This is a genomic window from Algoriella sp. (assembly GCF_036647415.1).
Lineage (GTDB): Bacteria > Bacteroidota > Bacteroidia > Flavobacteriales > Weeksellaceae > Empedobacter.
On the sequence record NZ_JAVXKG010000009.1, the window covers coordinates 25,700 to 47,727 of the forward strand.

At 31.7% G+C, this 22,028-nt stretch carries 23 protein-coding genes; 6 read left to right on the forward strand and 17 right to left on the reverse strand.

Annotation, left to right across the window (positions count from 1 at the left end):
• The first annotated feature begins 101 nt into the window (after nt 1-101).
• The 4 genes from RSC72_RS05540 to RSC72_RS05555 all read left to right on the forward strand — a co-directional run bounded on the left by RSC72_RS05540 (nt 102) and on the right by RSC72_RS05555 (nt 3,237).
• Nucleotides 102-500 carry a hypothetical protein gene (locus RSC72_RS05540; RefSeq protein ID WP_332543620.1) on the forward strand — a complete coding sequence of 133 codons (399 nt, stop codon included), beginning with the start codon at nt 102-104 and terminating at the stop codon, nt 498-500.
• A gap of 605 nt (nt 501-1,105) precedes the next feature.
• Nucleotides 1,106-2,461, forward strand: coding sequence for a hydroxymethylglutaryl-CoA reductase, degradative (locus RSC72_RS05545; RefSeq protein WP_332543619.1), 1,356 nt, complete (start codon nt 1,106-1,108; stop codon nt 2,459-2,461).
• Complete coding sequence (locus RSC72_RS05550) at nt 2,462-2,950, forward strand: YkgJ family cysteine cluster protein (RefSeq protein WP_332543618.1); 489 nt, start codon at nt 2,462-2,464, stop codon at nt 2,948-2,950. It abuts the gene before it with no gap.
• Nucleotides 2,950-3,237 (forward strand): hypothetical protein, encoded by a 288-nt coding sequence (locus tag RSC72_RS05555; RefSeq protein WP_332543617.1) that lies wholly within the window; start codon nt 2,950-2,952, stop codon nt 3,235-3,237. The genes RSC72_RS05550 and RSC72_RS05555 overlap by 1 nt, the downstream gene beginning before the upstream one ends.
• 56 nt (nt 3,238-3,293) lie before the next feature.
• Here RSC72_RS05555 and RSC72_RS05560 read toward each other — a convergent pair whose 3' ends face one another.
• The 5 genes from RSC72_RS05560 to RSC72_RS05580 all read right to left on the reverse strand — a co-directional run bounded on the left by RSC72_RS05560 (nt 3,294) and on the right by RSC72_RS05580 (nt 6,644).
• Nucleotides 3,294-3,743 (reverse strand): hypothetical protein, encoded by a 450-nt coding sequence (locus RSC72_RS05560; RefSeq protein WP_332543616.1) that lies wholly within the window; start codon nt 3,741-3,743, stop codon nt 3,294-3,296.
• A gap of 5 nt (nt 3,744-3,748) precedes the next feature.
• Nucleotides 3,749-4,198: a hypothetical protein gene (locus RSC72_RS05565; protein WP_332543615.1), complete on the reverse strand. Its 450-nt coding sequence runs from the start codon at nt 4,196-4,198 to the stop codon at nt 3,749-3,751.
• A 155-nt stretch (nt 4,199-4,353) separates the two neighbouring features.
• Nucleotides 4,354-5,394: a PorT family protein gene (locus RSC72_RS05570; RefSeq protein WP_332543614.1), complete on the reverse strand. Its 1,041-nt coding sequence runs from the start codon at nt 5,392-5,394 to the stop codon at nt 4,354-4,356.
• 31 nt (nt 5,395-5,425) lie between these two features.
• Nucleotides 5,426-6,085: a hypothetical protein gene (locus tag RSC72_RS05575; protein ID WP_332543613.1), complete on the reverse strand. Its 660-nt coding sequence runs from the start codon at nt 6,083-6,085 to the stop codon at nt 5,426-5,428.
• The gene (locus RSC72_RS05580; RefSeq protein ID WP_332543612.1) at nt 6,069-6,644 is read right to left on the reverse strand and encodes an RNA polymerase sigma factor; all 576 of its coding nucleotides are present in this window, start codon (nt 6,642-6,644) and stop codon (nt 6,069-6,071) included. Before RSC72_RS05580 ends, RSC72_RS05575 begins: the two co-directional genes overlap by 17 nt.
• A gap of 422 nt (nt 6,645-7,066) precedes the next feature.
• Here RSC72_RS05580 and RSC72_RS05585 point away from each other — a divergent pair, with 422 nt between their 5' ends.
• Complete coding sequence (locus RSC72_RS05585; RefSeq protein WP_332578440.1) at nt 7,067-8,152, forward strand: hypothetical protein; 1,086 nt, start codon at nt 7,067-7,069, stop codon at nt 8,150-8,152.
• Nucleotides 8,153-8,188: 36 nt separating this feature from the next.
• On the opposite strand, the gene RSC72_RS05590 is transcribed toward RSC72_RS05585, so the two are convergent.
• Nucleotides 8,189-8,962, reverse strand: a complete 774-nt coding sequence (locus RSC72_RS05590; protein ID WP_332565854.1) for a type III pantothenate kinase — start codon at nt 8,960-8,962, stop codon at nt 8,189-8,191.
• On the reverse strand, nt 8,962-10,818 hold the full coding sequence (locus RSC72_RS05595; protein WP_332544268.1) for a M1 family metallopeptidase: 1,857 nt from the start codon (nt 10,816-10,818) through the stop codon (nt 8,962-8,964). Before RSC72_RS05595 ends, RSC72_RS05590 begins: the two co-directional genes overlap by 1 nt.
• A gap of 194 nt (nt 10,819-11,012) precedes the next feature.
• Between RSC72_RS05595 and RSC72_RS05600 the strand changes: the two genes are divergently transcribed.
• A complete protein-coding gene (locus RSC72_RS05600; protein WP_332544267.1) occupies nt 11,013-11,738 on the forward strand; it encodes a type 1 glutamine amidotransferase domain-containing protein in 726 nt (241 codons plus the stop codon).
• 146 nt (nt 11,739-11,884) lie between these two features.
• Here RSC72_RS05600 and RSC72_RS05605 read toward each other — a convergent pair whose 3' ends face one another.
• The 10 genes from RSC72_RS05605 to RSC72_RS05650 are packed head-to-tail and all read right to left on the reverse strand — an operon-like array spanning nt 11,885 to nt 22,014.
• Complete coding sequence (locus RSC72_RS05605; protein ID WP_332544266.1) at nt 11,885-13,273, reverse strand: NADH-quinone oxidoreductase subunit N; 1,389 nt, start codon at nt 13,271-13,273, stop codon at nt 11,885-11,887.
• A 20-nt stretch (nt 13,274-13,293) separates the two neighbouring features.
• The gene (locus RSC72_RS05610; protein WP_332544265.1) at nt 13,294-14,712 is read right to left on the reverse strand and encodes a complex I subunit 4 family protein; all 1,419 of its coding nucleotides are present in this window, start codon (nt 14,710-14,712) and stop codon (nt 13,294-13,296) included.
• A 7-nt stretch (nt 14,713-14,719) separates the two neighbouring features.
• The gene (nuoL, locus tag RSC72_RS05615; protein ID WP_332544264.1) at nt 14,720-16,612 is read right to left on the reverse strand and encodes an NADH-quinone oxidoreductase subunit L; all 1,893 of its coding nucleotides are present in this window, start codon (nt 16,610-16,612) and stop codon (nt 14,720-14,722) included.
• A gap of 2 nt (nt 16,613-16,614) precedes the next feature.
• A complete protein-coding gene (gene nuoK / locus RSC72_RS05620) occupies nt 16,615-16,941 on the reverse strand; it encodes an NADH-quinone oxidoreductase subunit NuoK (protein ID WP_219034517.1) in 327 nt (108 codons plus the stop codon).
• A gap of 16 nt (nt 16,942-16,957) precedes the next feature.
• Nucleotides 16,958-17,476 carry an NADH-quinone oxidoreductase subunit J family protein gene (locus tag RSC72_RS05625; protein ID WP_332544263.1) on the reverse strand — a complete coding sequence of 173 codons (519 nt, stop codon included), beginning with the start codon at nt 17,474-17,476 and terminating at the stop codon, nt 16,958-16,960.
• A complete protein-coding gene (gene nuoI, locus RSC72_RS05630) occupies nt 17,476-17,976 on the reverse strand; it encodes an NADH-quinone oxidoreductase subunit NuoI (RefSeq protein WP_332544262.1) in 501 nt (166 codons plus the stop codon). The genes RSC72_RS05625 and nuoI overlap by 1 nt, the downstream gene beginning before the upstream one ends.
• Before the next feature lie 23 nt (nt 17,977-17,999).
• Nucleotides 18,000-19,049, reverse strand: coding sequence for an NADH-quinone oxidoreductase subunit NuoH (nuoH, locus tag RSC72_RS05635; protein ID WP_332544261.1), 1,050 nt, complete (start codon nt 19,047-19,049; stop codon nt 18,000-18,002).
• A gap of 25 nt (nt 19,050-19,074) precedes the next feature.
• The gene (locus RSC72_RS05640; protein WP_332544260.1) at nt 19,075-20,157 is read right to left on the reverse strand and encodes a 2Fe-2S iron-sulfur cluster-binding protein; all 1,083 of its coding nucleotides are present in this window, start codon (nt 20,155-20,157) and stop codon (nt 19,075-19,077) included.
• 7 nt (nt 20,158-20,164) lie between these two features.
• Nucleotides 20,165-21,523 (reverse strand): NADH-quinone oxidoreductase subunit NuoF, encoded by a 1,359-nt coding sequence (gene nuoF, locus RSC72_RS05645; protein ID WP_332544259.1) that lies wholly within the window; start codon nt 21,521-21,523, stop codon nt 20,165-20,167.
• Complete coding sequence (locus tag RSC72_RS05650) at nt 21,523-22,014, reverse strand: NADH-quinone oxidoreductase subunit NuoE family protein (protein WP_332544258.1); 492 nt, start codon at nt 22,012-22,014, stop codon at nt 21,523-21,525. Before RSC72_RS05650 ends, nuoF begins: the two co-directional genes overlap by 1 nt.
• Nucleotides 22,015-22,028: the final 14 nt, after the last annotated feature.

Sequence of the window (22,028 nt, forward strand, 5' to 3'; positions counted from 1 at the left end):
CAAAATAAATTAATATGAAATATATATCCTTTATTATAATGTTATTTCTCTTTAATTGCTTTTCAATAAAAGAAGAAAAATGTAAAAATAGTATTAACAATATGTTAGATTATTATTTAGAAAAATATGATATAGAAAATAACGAAATACTTTTAAAATATGATATTGTACCTTGGGAGCCTAATTATTATTTAATAACAATTACAGCAATAAATAAGGATGTGTATTTTTCTGTAGGAGATTATTCCAAGGATTTTGGAAGATATACTTATAAAAATAATTCTATTTCAATTTTCTCTAGTAATAAAATATCAATAACACCTCAATTGAAAAATTTTAATAAATATTCTGATAAATCATATAGTAATGTAAACGGAATGATTATTAACTATGATCCAGACATGTTATCTTTTTATGTAGATAAAAAACGTTTTTTTTATATAAAAACGTTTTCTGAATCAAAAATAATGAATACAATTCCTAACCAAAATTTACAATAAATTAAAAGGCAAACCTCGGTTTGCCTTTTGTTATTTTATCAGTTTTAGTAAATCCTTTATTTCTTTATCGGAGATAGAGTTTTACTCGCTTTTATCGTAAAGAGAAAGTAGATAAACCATAAAAACGCTTATCCGATGGATAAGGTTTTATATTTTTAGCATTTTAGCGTCAAGTTAGCTATTAAGCTAATGGTTCAACTTAAACGTTTAAACCAAAAATACAGTTTGTTACACCAAAAATACAGTGGTTTTATCTGCTATTTTAATCATTTATTTTTGGAGTTAAAACAAAATTTTATAACAGCTTTTATGTAAAATAGAAGCTGTTTTTTTTATTTTAGACGTGATTTATATTTTTTGTAATCTTCTAACTCATTTTATTTTTTTATAAATTACTCAATTCTAATAAACTTCCTTTTTCGAAGAAAAAACGAATAAGCCATCTAAAACACAAAAAAGGTATTAATACAATAAATAGTTCTATATTTATTATATGTACCTAAACTAGCTATTCTAGCGAATAGTTAAAAATTAATCAAAAAACAGAAGAAGTATCTTATAACATTCAAAACGTTTGTACTTTTGTCTTATAAAAAATATCCAATATGAAGCATCAAGCAGTAGAAGGTTTTTCAAAATTATCGAAAGAAGGAAAAATTGAATGGGTTGTCAATGAATATTTGAATGGAGATGAATCTGCCATCAAAGTATTGAAACAATATTGGAACGACGATGCAGATTTGCAAAAATTGCACGATGAATTTTCTGAAAATACAATCTCTAATTTCTACATGCCTTTTGGCTTAGCGCCCAACTTTTTGATTAACGACGAGTTGTATGCAATTCCTATGGCTGTGGAAGAATCTTCGGTTGTTGCAGCTGCTTCTAAAGCAGCAAAATTTTGGCAGATGCGTGGAGGATTTAAAACAACTGTTTTATCGACAACAAAATTAGGCCATGTACATTTTATGTACGAAGGTGATTTTGATAAACTGAAAAATGCATTTGATACTAAAATTAGTGCACAATTAATTGAAACAACAAATGACATTACCAAAAATATGCGCGCGCGCGGTGGTGGAATTTTAGCTTTAGAATTAATTGATAAAACAGCCGAATTAGCAAATTATTATCAAATAAAAGCCTCTTTTGAAACAATAGATTCAATGGGTGCAAACTTTATCAATTCTTGTTTAGAACAATTTGCAAAAACATTAAAAGCTGAAATTGATATTGACTCTACATTCACAGAAACTGAGAAAGATTCTATTCAAATCGTGATGTGTATTTTATCTAATTACACACCAGATTGTATTGTACGTGCAGAAGTTTCTTGCCCTATTGAGCAATTAGCAGAAGGAAATGTAACAGCAGAAGAATTTGTAGAGAAATTTTCTCGTGCAGTTCGTATCGCAGAAATAGAGCCTTATCGCGCAACAACACATAACAAAGGAATTATGAACGGAATAGATTCTGTTGTAATTGCAACTGGAAATGACTTTCGTGCTGTAGAAGCTTGTGCACATACGTATGCTGCAAAAGATGGACAATATTCATCATTAACTCATTGTGAAGTAAAAGATGGAATTTTCCGTTTTTGGATAGATTTACCAACAGCTTTAGGAACAATTGGTGGATTAACAAATTTGCATCCGTTGGTAAAATTAGCTTTGGCAGTTTTAGGAAAACCAAGTGCAAAAGAGTTGATGGGATTTGTTGCTGTAGCAGGTTTAGCACAAAACTTTGCCGCTCTACGTTCTTTAGTAACAACAGGAATACAGAAAGGTCACATGAAAATGCACTTGATGAATATCCTGAATCAATTGGAAGCAACAGAAGAAGAAAAGAACTATTTTGTGAATTATTTTAAAGACAAAACAGTTACACATCATACTGTAATCGAAGAATTTTGTAAACTACGTGGTGTAAATTCTGTAGAAGAAATCAAAAAGAATAAATAGGTGGATTTAGAAGAATATTTTGCCGAAGCAAAACTAAAACAAAAAGAACATAAAAAGTTTTTAGAACGACTAAAGAGAAAACCACCAAAAAACTTAGATCAAAAAATGGAAGAAATTCACGACGATGTTTTCAATCGGGTGGATTGTCTTTCTTGTGCCAATTGTTGCAAAACAACTGGACCACTTTTTACACAAAAAGATATTGAGCGTCTGTCGCATGTTTTTCGCCTTAAGCCAAGTCAATTTATTGCGAAATATTTACGAATAGACGAAGATGATGATTATGTTTTACAACAAACTCCTTGTCCATTTTTGGCAAGTGATAATTATTGTTTGGTTTACGAAGATCGCCCAAAAGCATGCAGAGAATATCCACATACTAATCGTAAAAAGTTTCATCAGATAAATGATTTAACAATTAAAAATACCTTGATTTGTCCTGCAGCTTATGAAGTTGTAGAGCAAATGCAGAAAGAAATAAAAGTGTAATGGATAGCATTTTAAAAATTATAGCATTTGTAATGTTATTTGTTCCGACAATTTATCAAGCAATTGCTGGTTTTAGAACAAAAGATAAAGCAGTTGTGAAAAAAGTAGCTGGACAAGCAGTTATTATGCAAGTAATCGGAACTTTATTGGCTTATTTGATTTTTATAAAAATTGGTAATGATAAAATGATTGCCATTTACGGAGGTTTTGTCTTTTTTTTATCGCTGATTTTGTTGATATTCATTCAGAATATTCTTCTCTTTTTGAAGAATAATAACCAAAATTAAAATATTAAAATCCGCTGAATAGCGGATTTTTTATATATAAAGAGGCTCAAAATATTTTATTTTTTAATAACAAATTTTCCTATTTGCTCATCATTCCATTCTTCAAAATTATTAAGATTTTTACTTAAATAATTAAATAAGAATAAAGTATCATTTCTTCTAATAAAACATTTATTAGAGTTTTCAATTTTAAAAATCTTATCTCCTATCCTACTAAATTTATACAATTCATTAGATGGAATAATTATATTATTTAATGAATCATTAACTTCAGGTTTATTCCAGGTTTCATTTTCAGAAAGTTTAATTGTATATTTTTTATCAGACAAATACAATCTATAACTTCTATGAGAATTCTTATAAACAATATATGACTCATACTGATTTTTCAAAACCTCATCAACTCTTTTTTTATGATTAGGCTCTATATAAAATGTCTGAATAACATAAAAGATAATTATAAGAAGAAAGATAAACGACAAAAATATATAATACTTTTTTTTCATATTTTTTACGCCAACAAATTTACATATTGCTCGGCTTTTACCATCATTTCAGCTTTTACTTTGTCATAATTCGCATCAAAAAAACTACGCAATCTGAACTTTGATTTTTTGGTCTGTATGGTTAATATTTGATTTCGGTTGAGACGTAAAATATCTTCTTCCTCGTACAAATAATAAATTGCACGGTATGGAATTTCATCTTTTTTGAAAAGTGTTCTAATTTCGAAAGTGTCTTCTTTTAGTTTAAATAATGTGAAATTACACGTCAAATCGTACAAAAAAGAGACCGACGCTAATAAAGAAATCATAAAAAAACCAATGTTTAGAAATGGATCTTTGAAATAGAATGTTCCACCAAACCAAAAGTTTTTCACAAACCAAAAATTAACCATCATTAAGAGTATAAATAATGTGATTGGTACTGCAATTCGCCAACTTATTTTGGATTGTATCATTTTATTGATTTTTACTAATTTACGACTTTTTGAGATTAAAATTCAGAAAATTATCCATTTAAAAATAAAAAAACCTCGATTAGTTCGAGGTTTTAATATGTTATAAAAATGTTATTTGGGGATATATCAACTTATAGATAATAGATTGATGTTTATTATATTCCAAGATTTATGCCAAACTGAATCATCTTACGATTATCAAAAGTGTTATCTTTAAAATAATTATTAAAATCTTTGCGTACAAATAAGTTTATAATTCCTAGACCAACTGTAATTTCGGCTCCATAAACAAAATTATTCACATTGTAATTTCCTTTGCTTTTATTTCGAATTCCGTCTCCTTTTACAATATTATTCGACGATAATAAGGTTCCTCCATATCCGTAAGCTGCAATATAATGTTTGGATTGTGGGCGATAAGTAAAATCATCTGTTACTCGTTTTAGCTTCGAGAAATTGTATTTAAAACCTACTGGAACCATAAAATAAGCCGAACGTAATTTTGATTTATCTAATGATTTTTCACTTTTTAGAATACTTACATTTCCATCACCATCGCGATTAAACATCATATCATCATCCAAACGATAAGTACGCCAAGAAAGTAATCCTCCTGCCAAGAAATTAATTGGACTTGTGATAGACAATTGACGTTCGTAAACTAACCCAAGCGTTAAATTGCTCGAAAATTTTTCGTGTTTATCCAACTCTTCATTATTTTTTCCTGTAAAGTTCATGTAACCAAACGACGCATAACCGTTCATCGTATTAGTAATTCTATATTTTTTGATTGCTTCTTTTTCGGTTTTCGGAGTTATTGGATCTTCACCATTCATAATAGAAAAGGCAACTTGTTGTTTGATAATGTCATCTAAATTGAAATTAACTTCCTGAATACGTTCATTAATTGATGCGGAATATACATTGGCTAATGCTTCTTTTTTTGCCGTTGCTTCGCTTACAGTTAACTTTTCGTCAGCCAAACTTTTATCTACTTCAGCAATTTTTTTCTCCATTGCTTTTTTTTCCTCTTGTACAATTTGGCGAATAACTAATGTAAATTCACTAATCTGATCGCGGACAATTGGACTTATTTTATCGTTTGATTTATCATTCAAATCAAATGTAAATTTCTGAGCATATAATGATGTAGCCGATAAACATAGTAATCCTGCTACGATAATTTTTTTTATCATAATCGTGTTATTTTAACAGTAAAATGGTTAATTAATTGAAGCCAATAGAAACTACGCGCGATTGATTTGACTCTTTTAAATTTTCTTTGTTCTCTATTGAGTACAACAACATATTTGGATCAACAAAATTCTTTTTCTTCTTTAGCTTTTTTATAGAATCTAAACTGTTATTTGCAACAAATGATTGCTTAGGAACTAAATTTTCTTTGATGATCTCTTTTTTCTCTGTAACAGAAATACTTTTTGGAATTGATAATTCTACTTGATTCATTTCTTTATTTACAGCAATTTGTACTTTTCCTTTTTGTACAACTTGTTTTTCCGTTTTCGGTTGCACTTGTTCTATTTTAGTTGCAGAATCATTTTTTTCATTATTCGCCAACTCATCTGTATGTTTATCTACAATTTCATCATGATTTGAGATTGATGAATCCACTGTATTTTGCATCGGTTGATGTACAACTTCTACATTTGCCTCGGTTTGATTGATGTATAAATAAACTGACGTAGAAACTGTAAAAATTGCTATAACTGCGGCAGATAACCACCATTTGAAATTTGATTGTGATTGCTGAATTGGTGCCACATCCATACGAGCCTGTATTCTGTCCCAAGCGTCATGTGATGGATTAAGCTCACGTTGCTCCAATTCATTAAAAATATGTTTTGATATATTATCCTTCTTTTTCATTTCTTTTTCTCTTTTGTGATAAAACAATTTCTTTCAGTTTTGCCTTTGCTCTAAACAATTGCGTTTTGCTTGTTGACACCGAAATATTTAGTAAATCTGCAATTTCTTGGTGCGAATAATCTTCGAGTATATGAAGATTAAAAACCAAACGATACGGCTCCGAAAGTTGATCTAAAACATCTTGTACATTAAAATCTAACCATTCGTTATCTACTTCATCATCTACCTCATCATAATTTGCAACACGTGTATCATCTACATAAATCAGCGTTTTGTTGGATCTAAGAAAGGTTAAACATTCGTTGACCATAATTCTGCGTATCCAACCTTCAAAACTACCTTTGTTTTCAAATTTCTGAATATGGTTAAATACTTTACAAAAACCATTTATCATACAATCTTCTGCATAATGCATATCTTCTATGTAACTTCTACAAACGCTTAGCATCTTTTTGGACGATTGTTGATAGAGTTCTTTTTGCGCCAAAGCATCGTTCTTTTTTAGTCGATCGACCAAAAGTTCTTCTTTGCTTTTTCTATTTAGGACAAATAATTTCACGTGTGTTAATTGCTTTCTTATTTAATAGACTCAAGGTTAATGAAAAGGTTACAAAATTTATAACTTTTTTATAATTTTTTTTAAAAAAATCGTTATTAATAATATAATTAACAATAATGGCTATCAAAAAATTAGATTTTTTTCTGATACTAATTACTCTTTTTCTTATTATTTTTATTCCCTTTTTTTTATCAAACGGTGGTATTGGAGTAGATTTTCTAACTTATATTAAAATCGCTGATAAGCTCCCGACTTTTGATGAAAACTTATTTCCTATTGGATTTCCAATGTTCTTACGATTCATAAAAATCTTGACAGGAGAATATTATTATAGCTCAATATTATTAAAAGTAATTTGTTACTTATTTATAATTTGTTTTTCATACAGATTTAAATTCTATTTCAGAGAAACCATAATCTTAATGTGTCTTAAATCTACAATTTGGATTTTTGTTTATCAAAGTTCTGAATACGTTGGCTTACCTTTTTTATATCTGTTTTTATATTATTCTCATCAACTTTTTATTGATAAAATCAATTTCAAAAAGTATTTTATTACCTGTACAATACTAGGTTTTGTGCTTTGTACAATACGATATGCTAATGTGTTTATTTTTATTTCTTCTCTTGTATTTATATTTTTTATTAAAAATGATACAAAAAAAATTAAACTTACATTATTCAGTACAATTGCATCAATCGGGTTTTTATTTTTTATATACTTATTATTTAATTATTTAACATTAGGATCATTTGCTTCAGAAAACCAACGTGTAAATAATGAACTTGATACATTTTGGTTTGATACTTATGTAGATTTTGTTGGATTAATTAATCTTGCTAATCCATTCTTTTATCTTAAAACATTTGATTATTTATCAAAAACAAAAATCATTATTTCATTTATATTGATATTTATTGACCTTATTTTTTGGTATTTAAGTATCTATATTTTAAAAAAGAATAAAAATTTATTTGTTAAATACTTAATTGTAGTTGCCCTTATTAATGCTTTATTTACTTTTTTTTCGGCAATGATTCAAGGTATTGAACCTTTAGGAATACGACTTCTTTTTAATTCTTCTTATTTATTCTGGTTTGCATTATTAATTATTATTCGAGAAAATAATATTGTATCTGATAAGCTTCTTTATATAATCTGCTTTGTAACATTATTCTATAACACATGCTTTATTGTAAAGATTCCGACAAATTTTATTTTTTACAAAAATGCGGTAGAACACATTGTAAAAAGCAAAAAAAGTATACCTATATATTACTATGATGATGAAAAAAAGATTATAACAACTGAATATAAAGTTCCATTTATCAATAAGTCGTTTAGTTATATTCACGAAAATAAACAACCCAATTATATTTATAAAGCTATTCTAAGAATGGTTAATCCGACAATAGAATTTTTAGATCATAAACCTCTAGAAAATACGCAAAAAACAATTTATAGTTCTGAGATAAATAATTTTATCGAAAAGAAAAAAGCCCACTAAAAGTGGGCTATAAAAATTAGATTTAACTAATCTATTTTATCTCTTCAACGAATTTTTATTCAATTCATAAAGTATTTTAAGACCTTTTATGGTATGTAATCTGTCGTCCGTGTCAATTTTTGTTGTGAGTGGCTTATAAACGCCACCAACACCACCTGTAGAAATAACCAAACATTGTTCGCCAACTTCTGCATTAATACGGTCTATCATTCCTTCTACCATACTCAAAAAACCATAAACCATTCCTGATTGCATACACGATTCGGTATCCGTTCCAAGAACAGATTTTGGTTCTTTCAATTCAATTGTTGGTAATTGAGCTGTTTCACCAACCAAAGAATTAAGCGCTGTTACAATTCCTGGCGCTATAACTACACCACCAACTTTACCATCTTCATTAATTCCTAAAAAGGTTAAAGCTGTACCGAAATCGATCACAATTTTTTTGCCTTTGTAATTTTGATAATGAGCCGCAACCGCATTTGCATACAAATCTGTTCCCATTTGGTTGGATGTATGTACAATTGCTGATGGCGTATTGCGATCTACAATTAGTGGTTTGAACTTATGAATTTTCTGTAAAGCAATTTTTACACTCGCCGTAAGCGGTGGAACAACCGAGCCAATTACAATATCTGTAATCTCTTCTTTCGAAATTCCGAAAGGCTTGTACATATTTGAGAATTTTGCAAAAAATTCGGATTCTGTACGTGGAGGTTTAGAATTGATGGTCCAAGTAATAATATCCGTTTCGCTTCTGAATGCTGCGAAACGGATATTTGTATTTCCTATGTTAACTGCTAATAACATTATTTTGTGAATACGTTATTTGTATAATCTACATCTGCCAAACGTTTTGTAGGGTCGATTGTGATTTGTTTAACTGCTTTAGACGTTTTTACTTCATAAACAGGATTTGTCCAAAAAGCATCAGTCAAAACAGTACGTTTTACGCCTTTGTATTCAACTAAATTTTCTGCTGGTTTTTCTCCACGCATTTCACGTAATGGAATGTAAAATAATTCTTTCGAACCGTCATTGTACTCAACTAAAACGTCTAAAGGCATTGCAAAATCTGACTTGTTAACAACTGCAAAAGAATTTGATTGAACATTTTCTACAGCATAATCAATTTTACGTGTTGTGTTTAAGAATAAGTTAAAATACCATTTCAAATTAATTCCAGAAACTTCTTCTGCTACACGTTTGAAATCATTAGATGTCGGATGTTTAAATTTCCATTGTTTATAGAATTCTAAAAATGTTTTATCTAAATTATCTTGTCCAATAATATATCCTAACTGAATTGCTAAAACTTGACCTTTATAGTAAGCCTCTAAAGAATATGCGTAGTTTGTGTTGTAATAATCTGCCAACAAACTTGCAGGCTCTTCTTTACCAGAAAGCGCTAAACCAATGTATCCTTTGTATGCGTCTAAGTTTGGATTAGAAGCCAACGTAGCTTGCTTTTCAAAAACTTGTAACGAAGCTAAATTTTCTACATAAGATGTAAACCCTTCGTCAAACCATTCGTCTACCGTTTCATTAATCCCAAATAAATGTTGGTACCAAGAATGTGCTGCTTCGTGATAGATAACACCAACCAATGATGACAAGTTTCTTTCACCTGTAATCAATGTTGCCGTTCCATATTCCATTCCACCATCACCTCCTTGTACAACCGTGTAAGTAGGCCATGGATAAGCTCCGAATTTTTCTCCAGCATAATCAAAAAACTCAGTTGCGTAAGGCATTGCCTCTTTCCAAACTTTAGTTGTTTTTTCTCCTGGTTTGTAAATTAAATAAACTTTAACTCCACCTTTTGATGTTGCTTCGTCTACCACAAAATCTTTATCAGCTGCCCAAGCAAAATCGTGAATATTAGTTGCTTTAAAATTCCAAGAAGCACGCCCGTTTTTCTCAACAATTTTTGCATTTTTATCATAACCTTTTACTTCTTTTGGGTTTTGTAAAACTCCCGAAGAACCAATTACATAATCTTTTCCAATGTTAATTGTTACATCAAAATTACCGAAAGGTGCAATAAATTCACGTCCAACATATTCATCTAAATGCCATCCGAAATCATCAAATTGAGCCATCTTAGGATACCACTGTGTCATCGAATATGCTACACCTTCTTTAGAATTTCTTCCAGAACGACGAATTTGCTCAGGAACTTGTGCTTCCCAAACCATATCAAAAGTAGCAGATTTTCCTGCTTTAATTGGTATTGCTAACGTAACTTCTAAGATTGTTCCGTCCACTTTATATGAAGTCGCTTTACCGTTTTGAGTTAAAGAAGTTATTTTTTGATAACCCATATTATCATTTCCTAAAGTCGCGATACGAGATTGCATTTTAGGATTTTCCTTTGTTCCAATATTATTCACCATTCGTTTGTCTGGATCTGCAATATTTGCCAAACGATAATCCATCATCGATTTTGGTTGAAAAGCATTAAAATATAAATGAAAATATACTTTATTCAGGCTTTGACCAGAATTATTCGTGTATTTCAATTTCATTTTTCCATCATATTGATACAAATCGTCTTTTATATCAATCGTCATTTTATAATCTACCTTTTGTTGCCAATATCCTTTGCGTTGCGCAAAAACAAATTGTACTAAACATAAACAGATTAATAGTGTAAATTTTCTCATTTCAAACTAATTCATTAAACTTTAATCTCTCAAAAATACGAAAAAGCTTGTAATAGACTAAGTTTGTTTTAATAATTGAAGTTTTTTAGCTTAAAAGCGCTATTATTATTTTTAAAAAAATTTTCATTTTTTCATATTTTAATTATACTTTTATTACTAAATCAATTTAAAGTATTCATTTAAAATTAAAAAAAATGCCAAACACTCGTATTCTCGTAGTTCTTACCGGAGCTAATACCTGGACAATGAAAAGTGGAAAATTACACCCAACTGGATTTTGGGCTGAAGAATTTATCAAACCGCACAAAACATTTGTTGCTGCTGGTTTTGATGTTCATATTGCTACACCAGGTGGTCGCAGACCAGTTGTAGATCCATTAAGTTTATCTTTAGGTTACAACGATAATGATCAAAAATCAGTTGATGATCAACAAGCTTACATTGATGCTCAAGATGCATTAAAATCTACTTTAGTTTTAGGTGATATTAATCCTGCTGATTATGATGCAATTTTCACAGTTGGTGGACACGGACCTATGCAAGATTTAGCTGTAGATCCAGATTTAAGCAGAATTATCAATGGTATTCTTGATGATCCTAAAAAAGTTTATGCAACAGTATGTCACGGACCTGCAAGTTTATTATCAGTATTTGATAAAGACGGAAACTGGTTATTCAAAGGACGTAATGTAACAGGTTTCAGTAACGAAGAAGAAAACCAAGCTACTTTTGCTGGTGACGCTCCTTGGTTATTAGAAGATCGTTTACGTTTAGCTGGTGCAAATTATGTGAAATTAGCGCCTTGGACTCCTCACGTTGTTGTAGATGGTAACTTGATCACTGGTCAACAACAGGTTTCTTCTCAGGCTGTAGCTGATGCAATCTTAAAACGTTTACAAGAACTTGGAGTAGGACAATAATCCTTCTCTAAAAAAGTATAGCAGCTCTTTTCTATTTTGAAAAGAGCTGCTTTTTTATGCTTAAGAAACAATAAAGCTCGTGTAAAACTTAAACACGAGCTTTTTAATAATAAATAATAAAAACTATACTAGTTCATATTCTACAATTACCACATTGGTGTTTGTAAAAATGATGATAATATTCCTGGAAAAACTCCCATCACAATCAAGATTACCATTCCGATAATTAAAAGGAAATTAGTCAATCCATCTTGTGTTTTTACTTTATTTTTTCCTTTCTTAAAGTAGATGTAGTTAATTACTTTGAAATAATAATACATACTTAGAACTGCCATAACCAAAGCTATTACAATCAAGAAAAGATTTTTATCGTTTGTACCTCCAATACTCAATGCCATAAATTTCGCAAAGAAACCTCCTGTTAATGGAATACCAGCTAACGAGATTAAAGATGTTGTAACTGCTGCAGCCAAAACTGGATTTGATTTTCCTAAACCGATGAAACTTTCAAATTTTGGATTTTTGAATTGATCAATCGTATAGAAAATAATGAAATTCGCGATAGAATAAGCGATCGTATAAAACATCAAGGCTTCTTTAGATGCTGAATTGATGTTAAACAAAACGAACAACATAAAACCTGCTTGCGCAATTGATGAATACGCCATTAATCGTTTGACAGATTTTTGAGAAATTGCTCCGAAATTCCCGATAAATAGCGTCAAAATGATGATTGATGCAAATAATAATCGGTAATATTCTGCGTATTCTGCATTGGTTGGAAATGATTTTAAAACCATTATAAATCCTAAGAAAGATCCACCTTTGATGATTGTCGACATAAACGATGTAAAAACCGTTGGTGTACCGTCGTAAACATCTGGTGTCCATGCGTGGAATGGTGCTGCCGAAACTTTGAAACAAAATGCAAAAATGATTAAACACCATCCTAAATAATAAATATTTTCGAAAGACGGATTGTAATTCACCAATTGGTCTAACATAAATGTTCCTGTTGCACCGTATAAAAATGTTACTCCTAACATCAAAATCCCTGTTGAGAATGCTCCCATCAAGAAATATTTTACAGATGCTTCTGTACTTTTTATACTTTCTTTGTTAGTTCCAGCAATGATGTACATTGGAATTGACATTAATTCGATTCCTAAAAACATTATCACTAAGTTGTGAAATTGTGCTAAAACTGCAATACCCGTAAAAGCAAAGAAAATAAGTGCGTAATATTCTGCAACATGTTTTCCTACTTTGCCAAAAGCATCTTTGTTCAACAACAAGTAAAAAATTGCCAATGCCGCTAATGCGATAAAGAAAGACACGCCGTAAAGCGATTGTGCAATCATATTATCAAATTTGCCTGCAAACATCGAGCAACCCTTCAAATCAAATATTCCTCCTACAATCATTCCGAAAAATAATACAACAGAAAGAATATTTAAGGCACGATTATTTTTGATGTAGAATCCACTAAACATCAATATAATACCTGAAAGTGCTGATAAAATAATAGTATTCATATTCTATTTATTCTAAATGATTAATGAGCTAATAAATTAAAAATTGGTGTTGGATAAACGCCTAAAATGATAATCACAATAGCGATTACAGATAAAACTGCAATTGGTCCGAAACCTCCTTTTTTTGCTTCTTTTTGTTTGATGTTTTTTACTTCTCCAAACAAAAGTGCACCTGATAAACGCAATGTATAAACGGCTGATAAGATAACACCTAAACACGCAACAACACATAAAACTGGATTGAATGTAAACAATGCCGAAAGCATCATAAATTCTCCAATAAACGAACTTGTAAGTGGTAAGGCAACATTAGCTAAACCGAAAACCATAAACAAAATTGCCAATGTAGGATCAACTTTCGCTAAACCACCAATTGACTTGATGTCTGTAAGATGATATTTTCTTTCCATAATATCAACGCAAAGCCATAATCCTAAAACGACTAATCCGTGCGAAAACATTTGGAAATATGCACCTGTAATACCATTTGCTAATTCAGAAAATAATGATACAAAAATCAATGCTAAATGGGCAATCGAACTATATGCAATAATTTTCTTTACATTTTTTGCACTCAATGCGATTAACGAAGCGTAAACTAATCCGAAAATTGCGATGTACATAATGTATTTGAACAATACTGAAACTTCTGGAAACATACCCAAATACCATGTTACCACTGCAAATAATCCCATCTTCGCCATCAAAGCTGAAAGTACAACTGTAAGTGGTGTTGGAGATGTTTTGTAGATTGTTGGTTGCCATGTATGGAATGGAAAAATTGGAATTTTAATAACAAATGCAATCAAAAATAATAACGCTAAAGCTGTATTTGTAGAATAAGCTGCTGCTGTTACTTGCTGTACATCTGCTAATAAAAATGAAGCTGGTTTCAAGAAAAATCCGATGTAAATAATTCCACCTAACATAAACATAGATCCTAAAATCGTGTATAAGAAAAATGTCATATTTGCACGAAGTCTATCTTTTCCTAATCCGAATAATCCTATTAAGAAATAAACTGGAATTAAGACAACTTCCCAAAAGAAGTAGAATAAAATTAAATCTTCTGCTAAGAAAACTCCATTCAATCCTGCTAAAGTGATTAATAATAATCCATAAAAAGTATTTGAATAGTTTTGTTTAGATGTTGATAAATAAACAAAAAGAGCCAAATATGTAAAGTTTGATAATAGCAACATTAAGCCACCCAAACCTTGTGCATTTAACGCAAAATAAGTTTTTACGCTGTTGAAATTGAACCATTGTGTTTGGTACGTTAACTCATCATTTCCACCTTTGCAAGTGATAAAAAAGTACAACGCCAACAATGCTCCACCAACAAATGCTCCTAACCATCTTTGTGGTTTTTGACCTTTCATTAATAGCATGAAAACTCCTACTATTAATGGTAATATGATAAATAAAGATAAAAGCATTACTAACCTATTTTGAAATTAAATACCCCATAAAAAAGATTGCTATACCTGCAACAGTTCCTACAACCATCAACAAAATATAGAATCCGACATTTCCGTTTTGTAGCTGACGTACATTTTTTGATGCGCGATCAGAAACAGTTCCAACTCCTAAAACGAAAGCTGCAATACCTGCTTTTTCTACATATTTTTTCAAGACATCACCTAATTCAAACAATGGTTTTACAATTGCATTGTCATAAAGTTCGTCGATGTACCATTTATTTTCAAAGAATTTTGCAATTCCTGTCGATTCTTCATCAATTTGATTTGTATATTTTTTAATTGCAAAGAAAATCGCTCCTAAAACACAAACTAATAATGCACCCATCATCATCCATTCTGTCGCATGAGAAACGTGATGTGCTTCACCTATATTTACAACTCCACTTAAGAAAGTTTGTAATTGATGACCATCTTTCATAAACAAAGCTGGAATTCCGATATAACCTGCAACAACAGATAAAACTGCTAAAATGATTAATGGAATTGTCATTGCTGCTGGACTTTCGTGTGGATGAGCGTCTTTATCTCTTAAATCTCCTAAGAAAGTTAAGGCATATAAACGGAACATATAAAAAGCTGTTAATACAGAAACAATAAATCCTAAACCATAAATTATTGGATTAGAAACAAACATTCCTAATAACATTTCGTCTTTAGAAAAGAAACCTGATAAACCAGGAATACCTGCAATTGCCAAACATCCAATCAAGAATGTGATGTGTGTGATTTTCATGTATTTTTTAAGTCCTCCCATTTTGCGCATATCTTGCTCGTGGTGCATTCCGTGAATTACAGAACCCGCTCCTAAGAACAATAATGCTTTGAAGAATGCGTGCGTCATTACATGGAAAACTGCTGCGATATACGCACCAGAACCAATTGCTGCAAACATTAATCCTAATTGAGAAACTGTAGAATAAGCCAATACTTTTTTGATATCGTTTTGGCGCATCGCAATTGTTGCGGTAACAAATGCTGTTGCAATTCCTACATATTGAATGATTTCTAATGTAAATGGCGCTGCTGTAAATAATTCGTTGCAACGTGTAATCATAAAAATACCAGCCGTTACCATTGTTGCAGCGTGTATAAGTGCTGAAACTGGTGTTGGACCTGCCATCGCGTCTGGTAACCATGTAAATAATGGTAATTGAGCAGATTTACCTGTTGCTGCTAAGAATAACAATAATGTGATTCCCGTCAATACAAAACCTGTAAATGCTGATGGATCGATTGCTAATTGATTGAATACTTTTACGTATTCTAACGTTCCAAATTCTTTGAAAATCCAAAACATTGCCAATAAAAATCCTACATCACCAATACGGTTCATAATGAAAGCTTTCTTTGCTGCTTTGATATATTCTGGGTTTGTAAACCAAAATCCAATTAATAAGAATGAACAAAGTCCAACTCCTTCCCATCCAATAAACATCATTACAAAATTGTTTCCCATTACAAGAATCAACATGAAAAAGATGAATAAATTAAGGTAAGAAAAGAATTTTGCAAATCCTTCGTCCTCGTTCATATAAGCAGAACTGTACACGTGTATTAAAAATCCAACTCCTGTTATAATTAACAAAAACAAACTCGTTAATGCATCAATTTGAAATGCAAATGGAACTTGTAGTGTTGGAATATTAATAATATCAAATGCCTTAAAAATTAATGGCTGTGCGTCTGCTCCTGATGGAACTGACATAAAAACCATGATTGATAAAATGAAACTTGCCAAAACTGCTCCACTTCCGATGAAAGTAACTAAGCTTTTAGAAAGTACATTTCGTCCTAAACCGTTAATTAAAAATCCGATGAATGGAATCAAAGGAATTAACCATATATACTGCTCCATTCTTAACCTTTTAAACGATTTAACACATTAATATCTACCGAATAAACTTTTCGGAACAATAGTATTATTACCGATAATCCTACCGCAACCTCAGCCGCAGCAACTACCATGATAAAGAATACTAACAACTGTGCGTCGGTTCCTTTTTCTAATGCTGGATTTGCGTGATAGTGCATTTTTGAAAATGCAACTAACAACAAATTCACAGAGTTTAACATCAATTCTATACACATAAAAATGACAATCGCATTGCGACGAAGCATAACGCCTGCCATTCCTATTCCGAATAGGATTAATGATAAAGTAATATAATAACTGATTGGTAACATCTTTTACTTTTTATATTTAATCCAATAATTCTTCATCTTTCTTTGATAACATCACTGCTCCAATCATTGCCGAAATAAACAAAATACTGCTCAACTCGAATGGTAAAACATATTCTGAATATAGCATTGAACCAAGATTGTGTATCAATCCAAGATCACCTGTTCCTACTTCTACTCCTGTTGTTACAGCCGATTTGTCTCCTAAGAAAATTCCTACTGTCAAGGCAACAAATAACAACGAAATAAGTGTCGCTGCTAAAAATTTTGCTGGTCTACCGAATGAATGTCTTTCGTTATTAAGATTCATCAACATCACCACGAATAAGAACAATACCATAATTGCACCTGCATAAACAATCACATTTACAATCGCCAAAAATTGTGCGTTAAGTAAAACGTAATGTCCACTGATACAGAAAAACGTCACGATTAAATATAAAATCGAGTAAACAGGATTTTTGCTAAATACCATCAGTAACGCACTTAACACCGTTAAGCTCGATAAAACGTAGAATAAAATTTGTGCTAATTCCATTAGTTTGTCGCTTTTTTCGGGATTAATAAATCTTCTTTAGAATAGATGAAGTTTTTGCGATCAAAACTTGCTGGCGGAACAGTTTGTGATAAATAAACTGCATCTTTAGGACAAGCTTCTTCACAGAATCCACAGAAAATACAACGTAACATGTTAATTTCATATTTCGCTGCATATTTCTCTTCGCGGTAAAGATTTTCTTCACCAGGAAGTCTTTCTGCTGCTTCCATCGTTATCGCTTCTGCTGGACAAGCCAAGGCACAAAGTCCACAAGCTGTACAATTTTCACGATTTTCTTCATCTCTATTCAAAACGTGTAATCCTCTAAATACAGGACTAAACGGTCTTTTTTCTTCTGGATAATTAATTGTTGCTTTCTTAGAAAAGAAATGTTTCAATGTAATCATCAACCCTTTTGCGATAGAAATCAAATAGATACTTTCCCAAAATGTTAAGGGTTTGCGTTCTACTTGTTTTGATCTATTTGTAATTGGTTCCATAATTTTTTATTATTTTGATGATTCTACTTGTTTAATAATAAAATCACTAAGCCCGTAATTAACATATTGATTAATGCTAAAGGCAATAATTTTTTCCAACCTAAATTCATTAATTGATCGTAACGGAAACGAGGAATCGTCCATCTTACCCACATGTAGAAAAAGATGAAGAAACACGCTTTACCAAATAACGATAGGAAATTAAGAATTGCCAATCCGTTAACTCCAACCGAGTTTACTAATGTTGCATCGTCTACAAATGGAATATCATAACCACCAAAATATAATGTCGAAATAACCACAGAACTGATGAACATGTTGATGTATTCTGCAAATAAGAAGAATCCCATCTTCATCGATGAATATTCTGAGTGATAACCTCCTACTAATTCATTTTCTGCTTCTGGTAAATCAAAAGGTGTACGATTTGTTTCTGCAAAAGAACAAACCAAGAAAATGATAAATCCTAATGGTTGTAAAATGATAAACCACGCATTATCTTGCTGATAATGTACAATGTCGCTTAATTTTAAAGAACCTGTCATCATCAATAAAGTGATTAACACAATTCCCATTGGTAATTCGTACGAAATAATTTGAGATGCTGCACGCAAACCACCCATTAATGAGTATTTGTTGTTCGACGCCCAAGCACCAATCATAATTCCGTAAACACCTAAACTTAATACACCCAAAATGTATAAAAATCCGATGTTGATATCTGCGATTTGAGGAACTACAACGCGATCTCCAATCTCAAAAGCTGTAGACCACGGAATAACCGCTCCTGTCATACACGCTACAATCATAGCTAAAGCTGGTCCTAAGATGAATAAAAATTTATTCGAATCTTTAGGTGTAATTTCCTCTTTCGAGAATAATTTTAAACCATCGGCAAGTGGTTGCAATAACCCAAAAATACCTGCACGGTTTGGTCCTATACGATCTTGTAAAAAAGCTGCAACTTTACGTTCAGCCCAAGTAGAGTACATTGCTACAACAAGTGAAAACGCAATCATAACGCCTACTAAAGCTAACTTTTCTAATGCAAGACCTATAAATTCTTCTGTCATTTTTGTTATTTTAATTTACGTATGATTAATCTTTAAAATCTTTACTCGTTGCTGGTCCATCAATTTTAGATAAATCACGATTTGGCTCATTAACTTCTGAAACCGAATGAATGTCTAACAAAATTTTTGGATCACGTTTGATAACTTTTGGTAAAGTTTCTTTTGGTTCTATTTTATTCTCAAAATAATGACCTTGACGAACAACAGAATCTTTAGAAACTTCTGATGGTTTTTCTAATACCCAATCATTGATATCTTTTTTATCAAAACGACATGTATTACAAATCCAATCTTTTACCTCATTAAAATCGTCTTTACGAGCTGTTACACGGAAAACTTCATTTCCACGGAACCACACTTGCGCTTTACCAGAACAAGTAGGACAATCGCGATGTGCATCAACTGGTTTTAAGAACCAAACACGGTTTTTGAAACGGAACGTTTTATCTGTTAAAGCTCCAACTGGACAAACATCAATTATATTTCCGATGAATTCGTTGTCTAAACTTTTGTTGATATGAGTTGAAATTTCCGCATGATCTCCACGATTCATTACACCATGCTCACGACAACCTGTGATTTGATCCGCAGTTTTTACACAACGATAACATAAAATGCATCGGTTCATGTTCAACTGAATATTTGGACCTAAATCTTCTTTTGGGAATGTACGACGATCAAATTCATAACGCGTTGCTTCTGCTCCGTGTTCGTAACTTAAATCTTGTAATTTACATTCTCCTGCCTGATCACAAACGGGACAATCTAAAGGATGATTGATTAATAATAATTCAACAATACCTTTACGAGCCTCAACTGTACGCTCAGATGTTTTATTGCCTACAACCATTCCGTCCATTACCGTTGTACGGCAAGATGGAACTAATTTTGGCATTGGACGAGGATCTGCTTCACTACCTTTTGATACTTCTACCAAACAAGTTCTACAATTTCCTCCTGTATCTTCTAATTTACCGTAGTAACACATCGCTGGAGGCGCTACTTCTTTACCAATCATACGAGCAGCTTGAAGGATCGTTGTTCCCGCAGGTACTTCAATCATTTCGTTATCGATGGTAACTTTAAATAATGGTGTTTCTTCTGCCATCTTCGTATTAATTTGCGGTTTCTTTAATCACTAAAGGATCAGCGTAATGCGCCAAACCAAAATTACGTGTCAAACATTCTTCAGGATTATTAATATGCCATTCAAATTCATCACGGAAGTGACGAATTGCTGCTGCAACTGGCCAAGCCGCTGCATCTCCTAATGGACAAATTGTATTTCCTTCAATTTTACGTTGAACATCCCATAACAATTCGATGTCAGACATTTTTCCTTGTCCTTCATCTATTCGTTTCAAGATTTTTTCCATCCAACCAGTTCCTTCACGACAAGGTGAACATTGTCCACATGATTCGTGACGATAAAAACGAGCTAATGTATAAGTATGATAAACAACGTCTTGATCTTCATCTAACACAATAAATCCACCAGAACCCATCATTGTTCCTGTTTGGAATCCTCCTTCTGATAAACTTTCGTAATTCATGTAACGAGGTTTACCTTCGGCAGTTGTTAATAATAAATTTGCTGGAACAATTGGAACAGAACTTCCTCCTGGAATACATGCTTTAAGACGTTTTCCGTTTGGAATTCCTCCACAATATTCATCAGAATAGATAAATTCTTCTACCGTAATTGTCATATCAATTTCATAAACTCCTGGTTTATTAATATTACCACAAGCAGAAATTAATTTAGTTCCTGTAGAACGTCCAACTCCGATTTTTGCATATTCTGCACCTGTAATCTCGATGATTGGAACGATTGCTGCAATTGTTTCTACATTGTTTACAACTGTTGGTCTTCCCCATAAACCTTTAACAGCTGGGAAAGGTGGTTTAAGTCGTGGATTTCCACGTTTACCTTCCAAAGATTCTAATAATGCAGTTTCCTCACCACAAATGTAAGCTCCACCACCACGTTGAACATAAATTTCACAATCGAAACCAGTTCCTTGTATATTTTTACCTAACCAACCTGCAGCTTTTGCTTCGTCAATTGCTTCTTCTAAAATTTCTGCAACCCACGCATATTCTCCACGGATGTAAATAAATGATGTGTTAGATCCTAAACAAAAAGATGAAATAAGAACTCCTTCTATTAATAAATGAGGAATATATTCCATCAAGAAACGGTCTTTGAACGTTCCTGGTTCAGATTCATCTGCATTAACAACTAAGTGTCTTGGCACACCTTCTGGCTTTGCCAAAAAGCTCCATTTCATTCCAGTTGGGAAACCTGCTCCACCACGACCACGTAATCCTGAAGCTTTTACTTCTTCTAAAATTTCGTCTGTTGTCATTTTAAATGCTTTTTCAGCATTTGCATAACCTCCATTTTCGCGGTAAGCTTGGTAATGACGAATACCTGGAACATCAATATTTTTTAACAGTAATTTTTGTCCCATTATGCTAATTTTTTCAATTCCTCGATTAATTCATCAACCTTCTCGATTGTTAAATTTTCACGATATGTTTTTCCTAACTGTAACATTGGTGCGTAACCACATGCTCCTAAACATTCAACTGGTTTTAATGTAAATAAACCGTCTGTTGAAGTTTCACCAGCTTCTATATTTAATTTTGTTTTGATATGGTTGATGATTTTATCAGAACCATTTAACATACAAGGTCCTGTTTGACAAACTTCTAAAACAAATTTCCCAACAGGATTTAAATTAAACATCGAATAAAAAGAAGCTACTTCGTAAACTTCTACTGGTAATATTTCTAATACTTCTGCAACATAGTCTAAATGAGGAGTGTCTAACCAACCTCCAAATTCTTCTTGCGCTACATGAAGTAAAGGAATCAAGGCACTTCGTTTTTTATCCGCTGGATAACGTGCAATGATTTTATCTACTTTTTCTTGTGTATTTTCTGAAAATTGAATTGCCATTTTTACTAATTTTT

Bases quoted from the DNA above. Each gene is read 5' to 3' on its own strand.
- RSC72_RS05540 (WP_332543620.1), top strand. From the start codon at position 102: ATGTTAGATTATTATTTAGAAAAATATGATATAGAAAATAACGAAATA.
- RSC72_RS05545 (WP_332543619.1), top strand. From the start codon at position 1,106: ATGAAGCATCAAGCAGTAGAAGGTTTTTCAAAATTATCGAAAGAAGGA.
- RSC72_RS05555 (WP_332543617.1), top strand. From the start codon at position 2,950: ATGGATAGCATTTTAAAAATTATAGCATTTGTAATGTTATTTGTTCCG.
- RSC72_RS05560 (WP_332543616.1), bottom strand. From the start codon at position 3,743: ATGAAAAAAAAGTATTATATATTTTTGTCGTTTATCTTTCTTCTTATA.
- RSC72_RS05565 (WP_332543615.1), bottom strand. From the start codon at position 4,198: ATGATACAATCCAAAATAAGTTGGCGAATTGCAGTACCAATCACATTA.
- RSC72_RS05570 (WP_332543614.1), bottom strand. From the start codon at position 5,394: ATGATAAAAAAAATTATCGTAGCAGGATTACTATGTTTATCGGCTACA.
- RSC72_RS05575 (WP_332543613.1), bottom strand. From the start codon at position 6,085: ATGAAAAAGAAGGATAATATATCAAAACATATTTTTAATGAATTGGAG.
- RSC72_RS05585 (WP_332578440.1), top strand. From the start codon at position 7,067: ATGTGTCTTAAATCTACAATTTGGATTTTTGTTTATCAAAGTTCTGAA.
- RSC72_RS05590 (WP_332565854.1), bottom strand. From the start codon at position 8,962: ATGTTATTAGCAGTTAACATAGGAAATACAAATATCCGTTTCGCAGCA.
- RSC72_RS05595 (WP_332544268.1), bottom strand. From the start codon at position 10,818: ATGAGAAAATTTACACTATTAATCTGTTTATGTTTAGTACAATTTGTT.
- RSC72_RS05600 (WP_332544267.1), top strand. From the start codon at position 11,013: ATGCCAAACACTCGTATTCTCGTAGTTCTTACCGGAGCTAATACCTGG.
- RSC72_RS05605 (WP_332544266.1), bottom strand. From the start codon at position 13,273: ATGAATACTATTATTTTATCAGCACTTTCAGGTATTATATTGATGTTT.
- RSC72_RS05610 (WP_332544265.1), bottom strand. From the start codon at position 14,712: ATGCTTTTATCTTTATTTATCATATTACCATTAATAGTAGGAGTTTTC.
- nuoL (WP_332544264.1), bottom strand. From the start codon at position 16,612: ATGGAGCAGTATATATGGTTAATTCCTTTGATTCCATTCATCGGATTT.
- nuoK (WP_219034517.1), bottom strand. From the start codon at position 16,941: ATGTTACCAATCAGTTATTATATTACTTTATCATTAATCCTATTCGGA.
- RSC72_RS05625 (WP_332544263.1), bottom strand. From the start codon at position 17,476: ATGGAATTAGCACAAATTTTATTCTACGTTTTATCGAGCTTAACGGTG.
- nuoI (WP_332544262.1), bottom strand. From the start codon at position 17,976: ATGGAACCAATTACAAATAGATCAAAACAAGTAGAACGCAAACCCTTA.
- nuoH (WP_332544261.1), bottom strand. From the start codon at position 19,049: ATGACAGAAGAATTTATAGGTCTTGCATTAGAAAAGTTAGCTTTAGTA.
- RSC72_RS05640 (WP_332544260.1), bottom strand. From the start codon at position 20,157: ATGGCAGAAGAAACACCATTATTTAAAGTTACCATCGATAACGAAATG.
- nuoF (WP_332544259.1), bottom strand. From the start codon at position 21,523: ATGGGACAAAAATTACTGTTAAAAAATATTGATGTTCCAGGTATTCGT.
- RSC72_RS05650 (WP_332544258.1), bottom strand. From the start codon at position 22,014: ATGGCAATTCAATTTTCAGAAAATACACAAGAAAAAGTAGATAAAATC.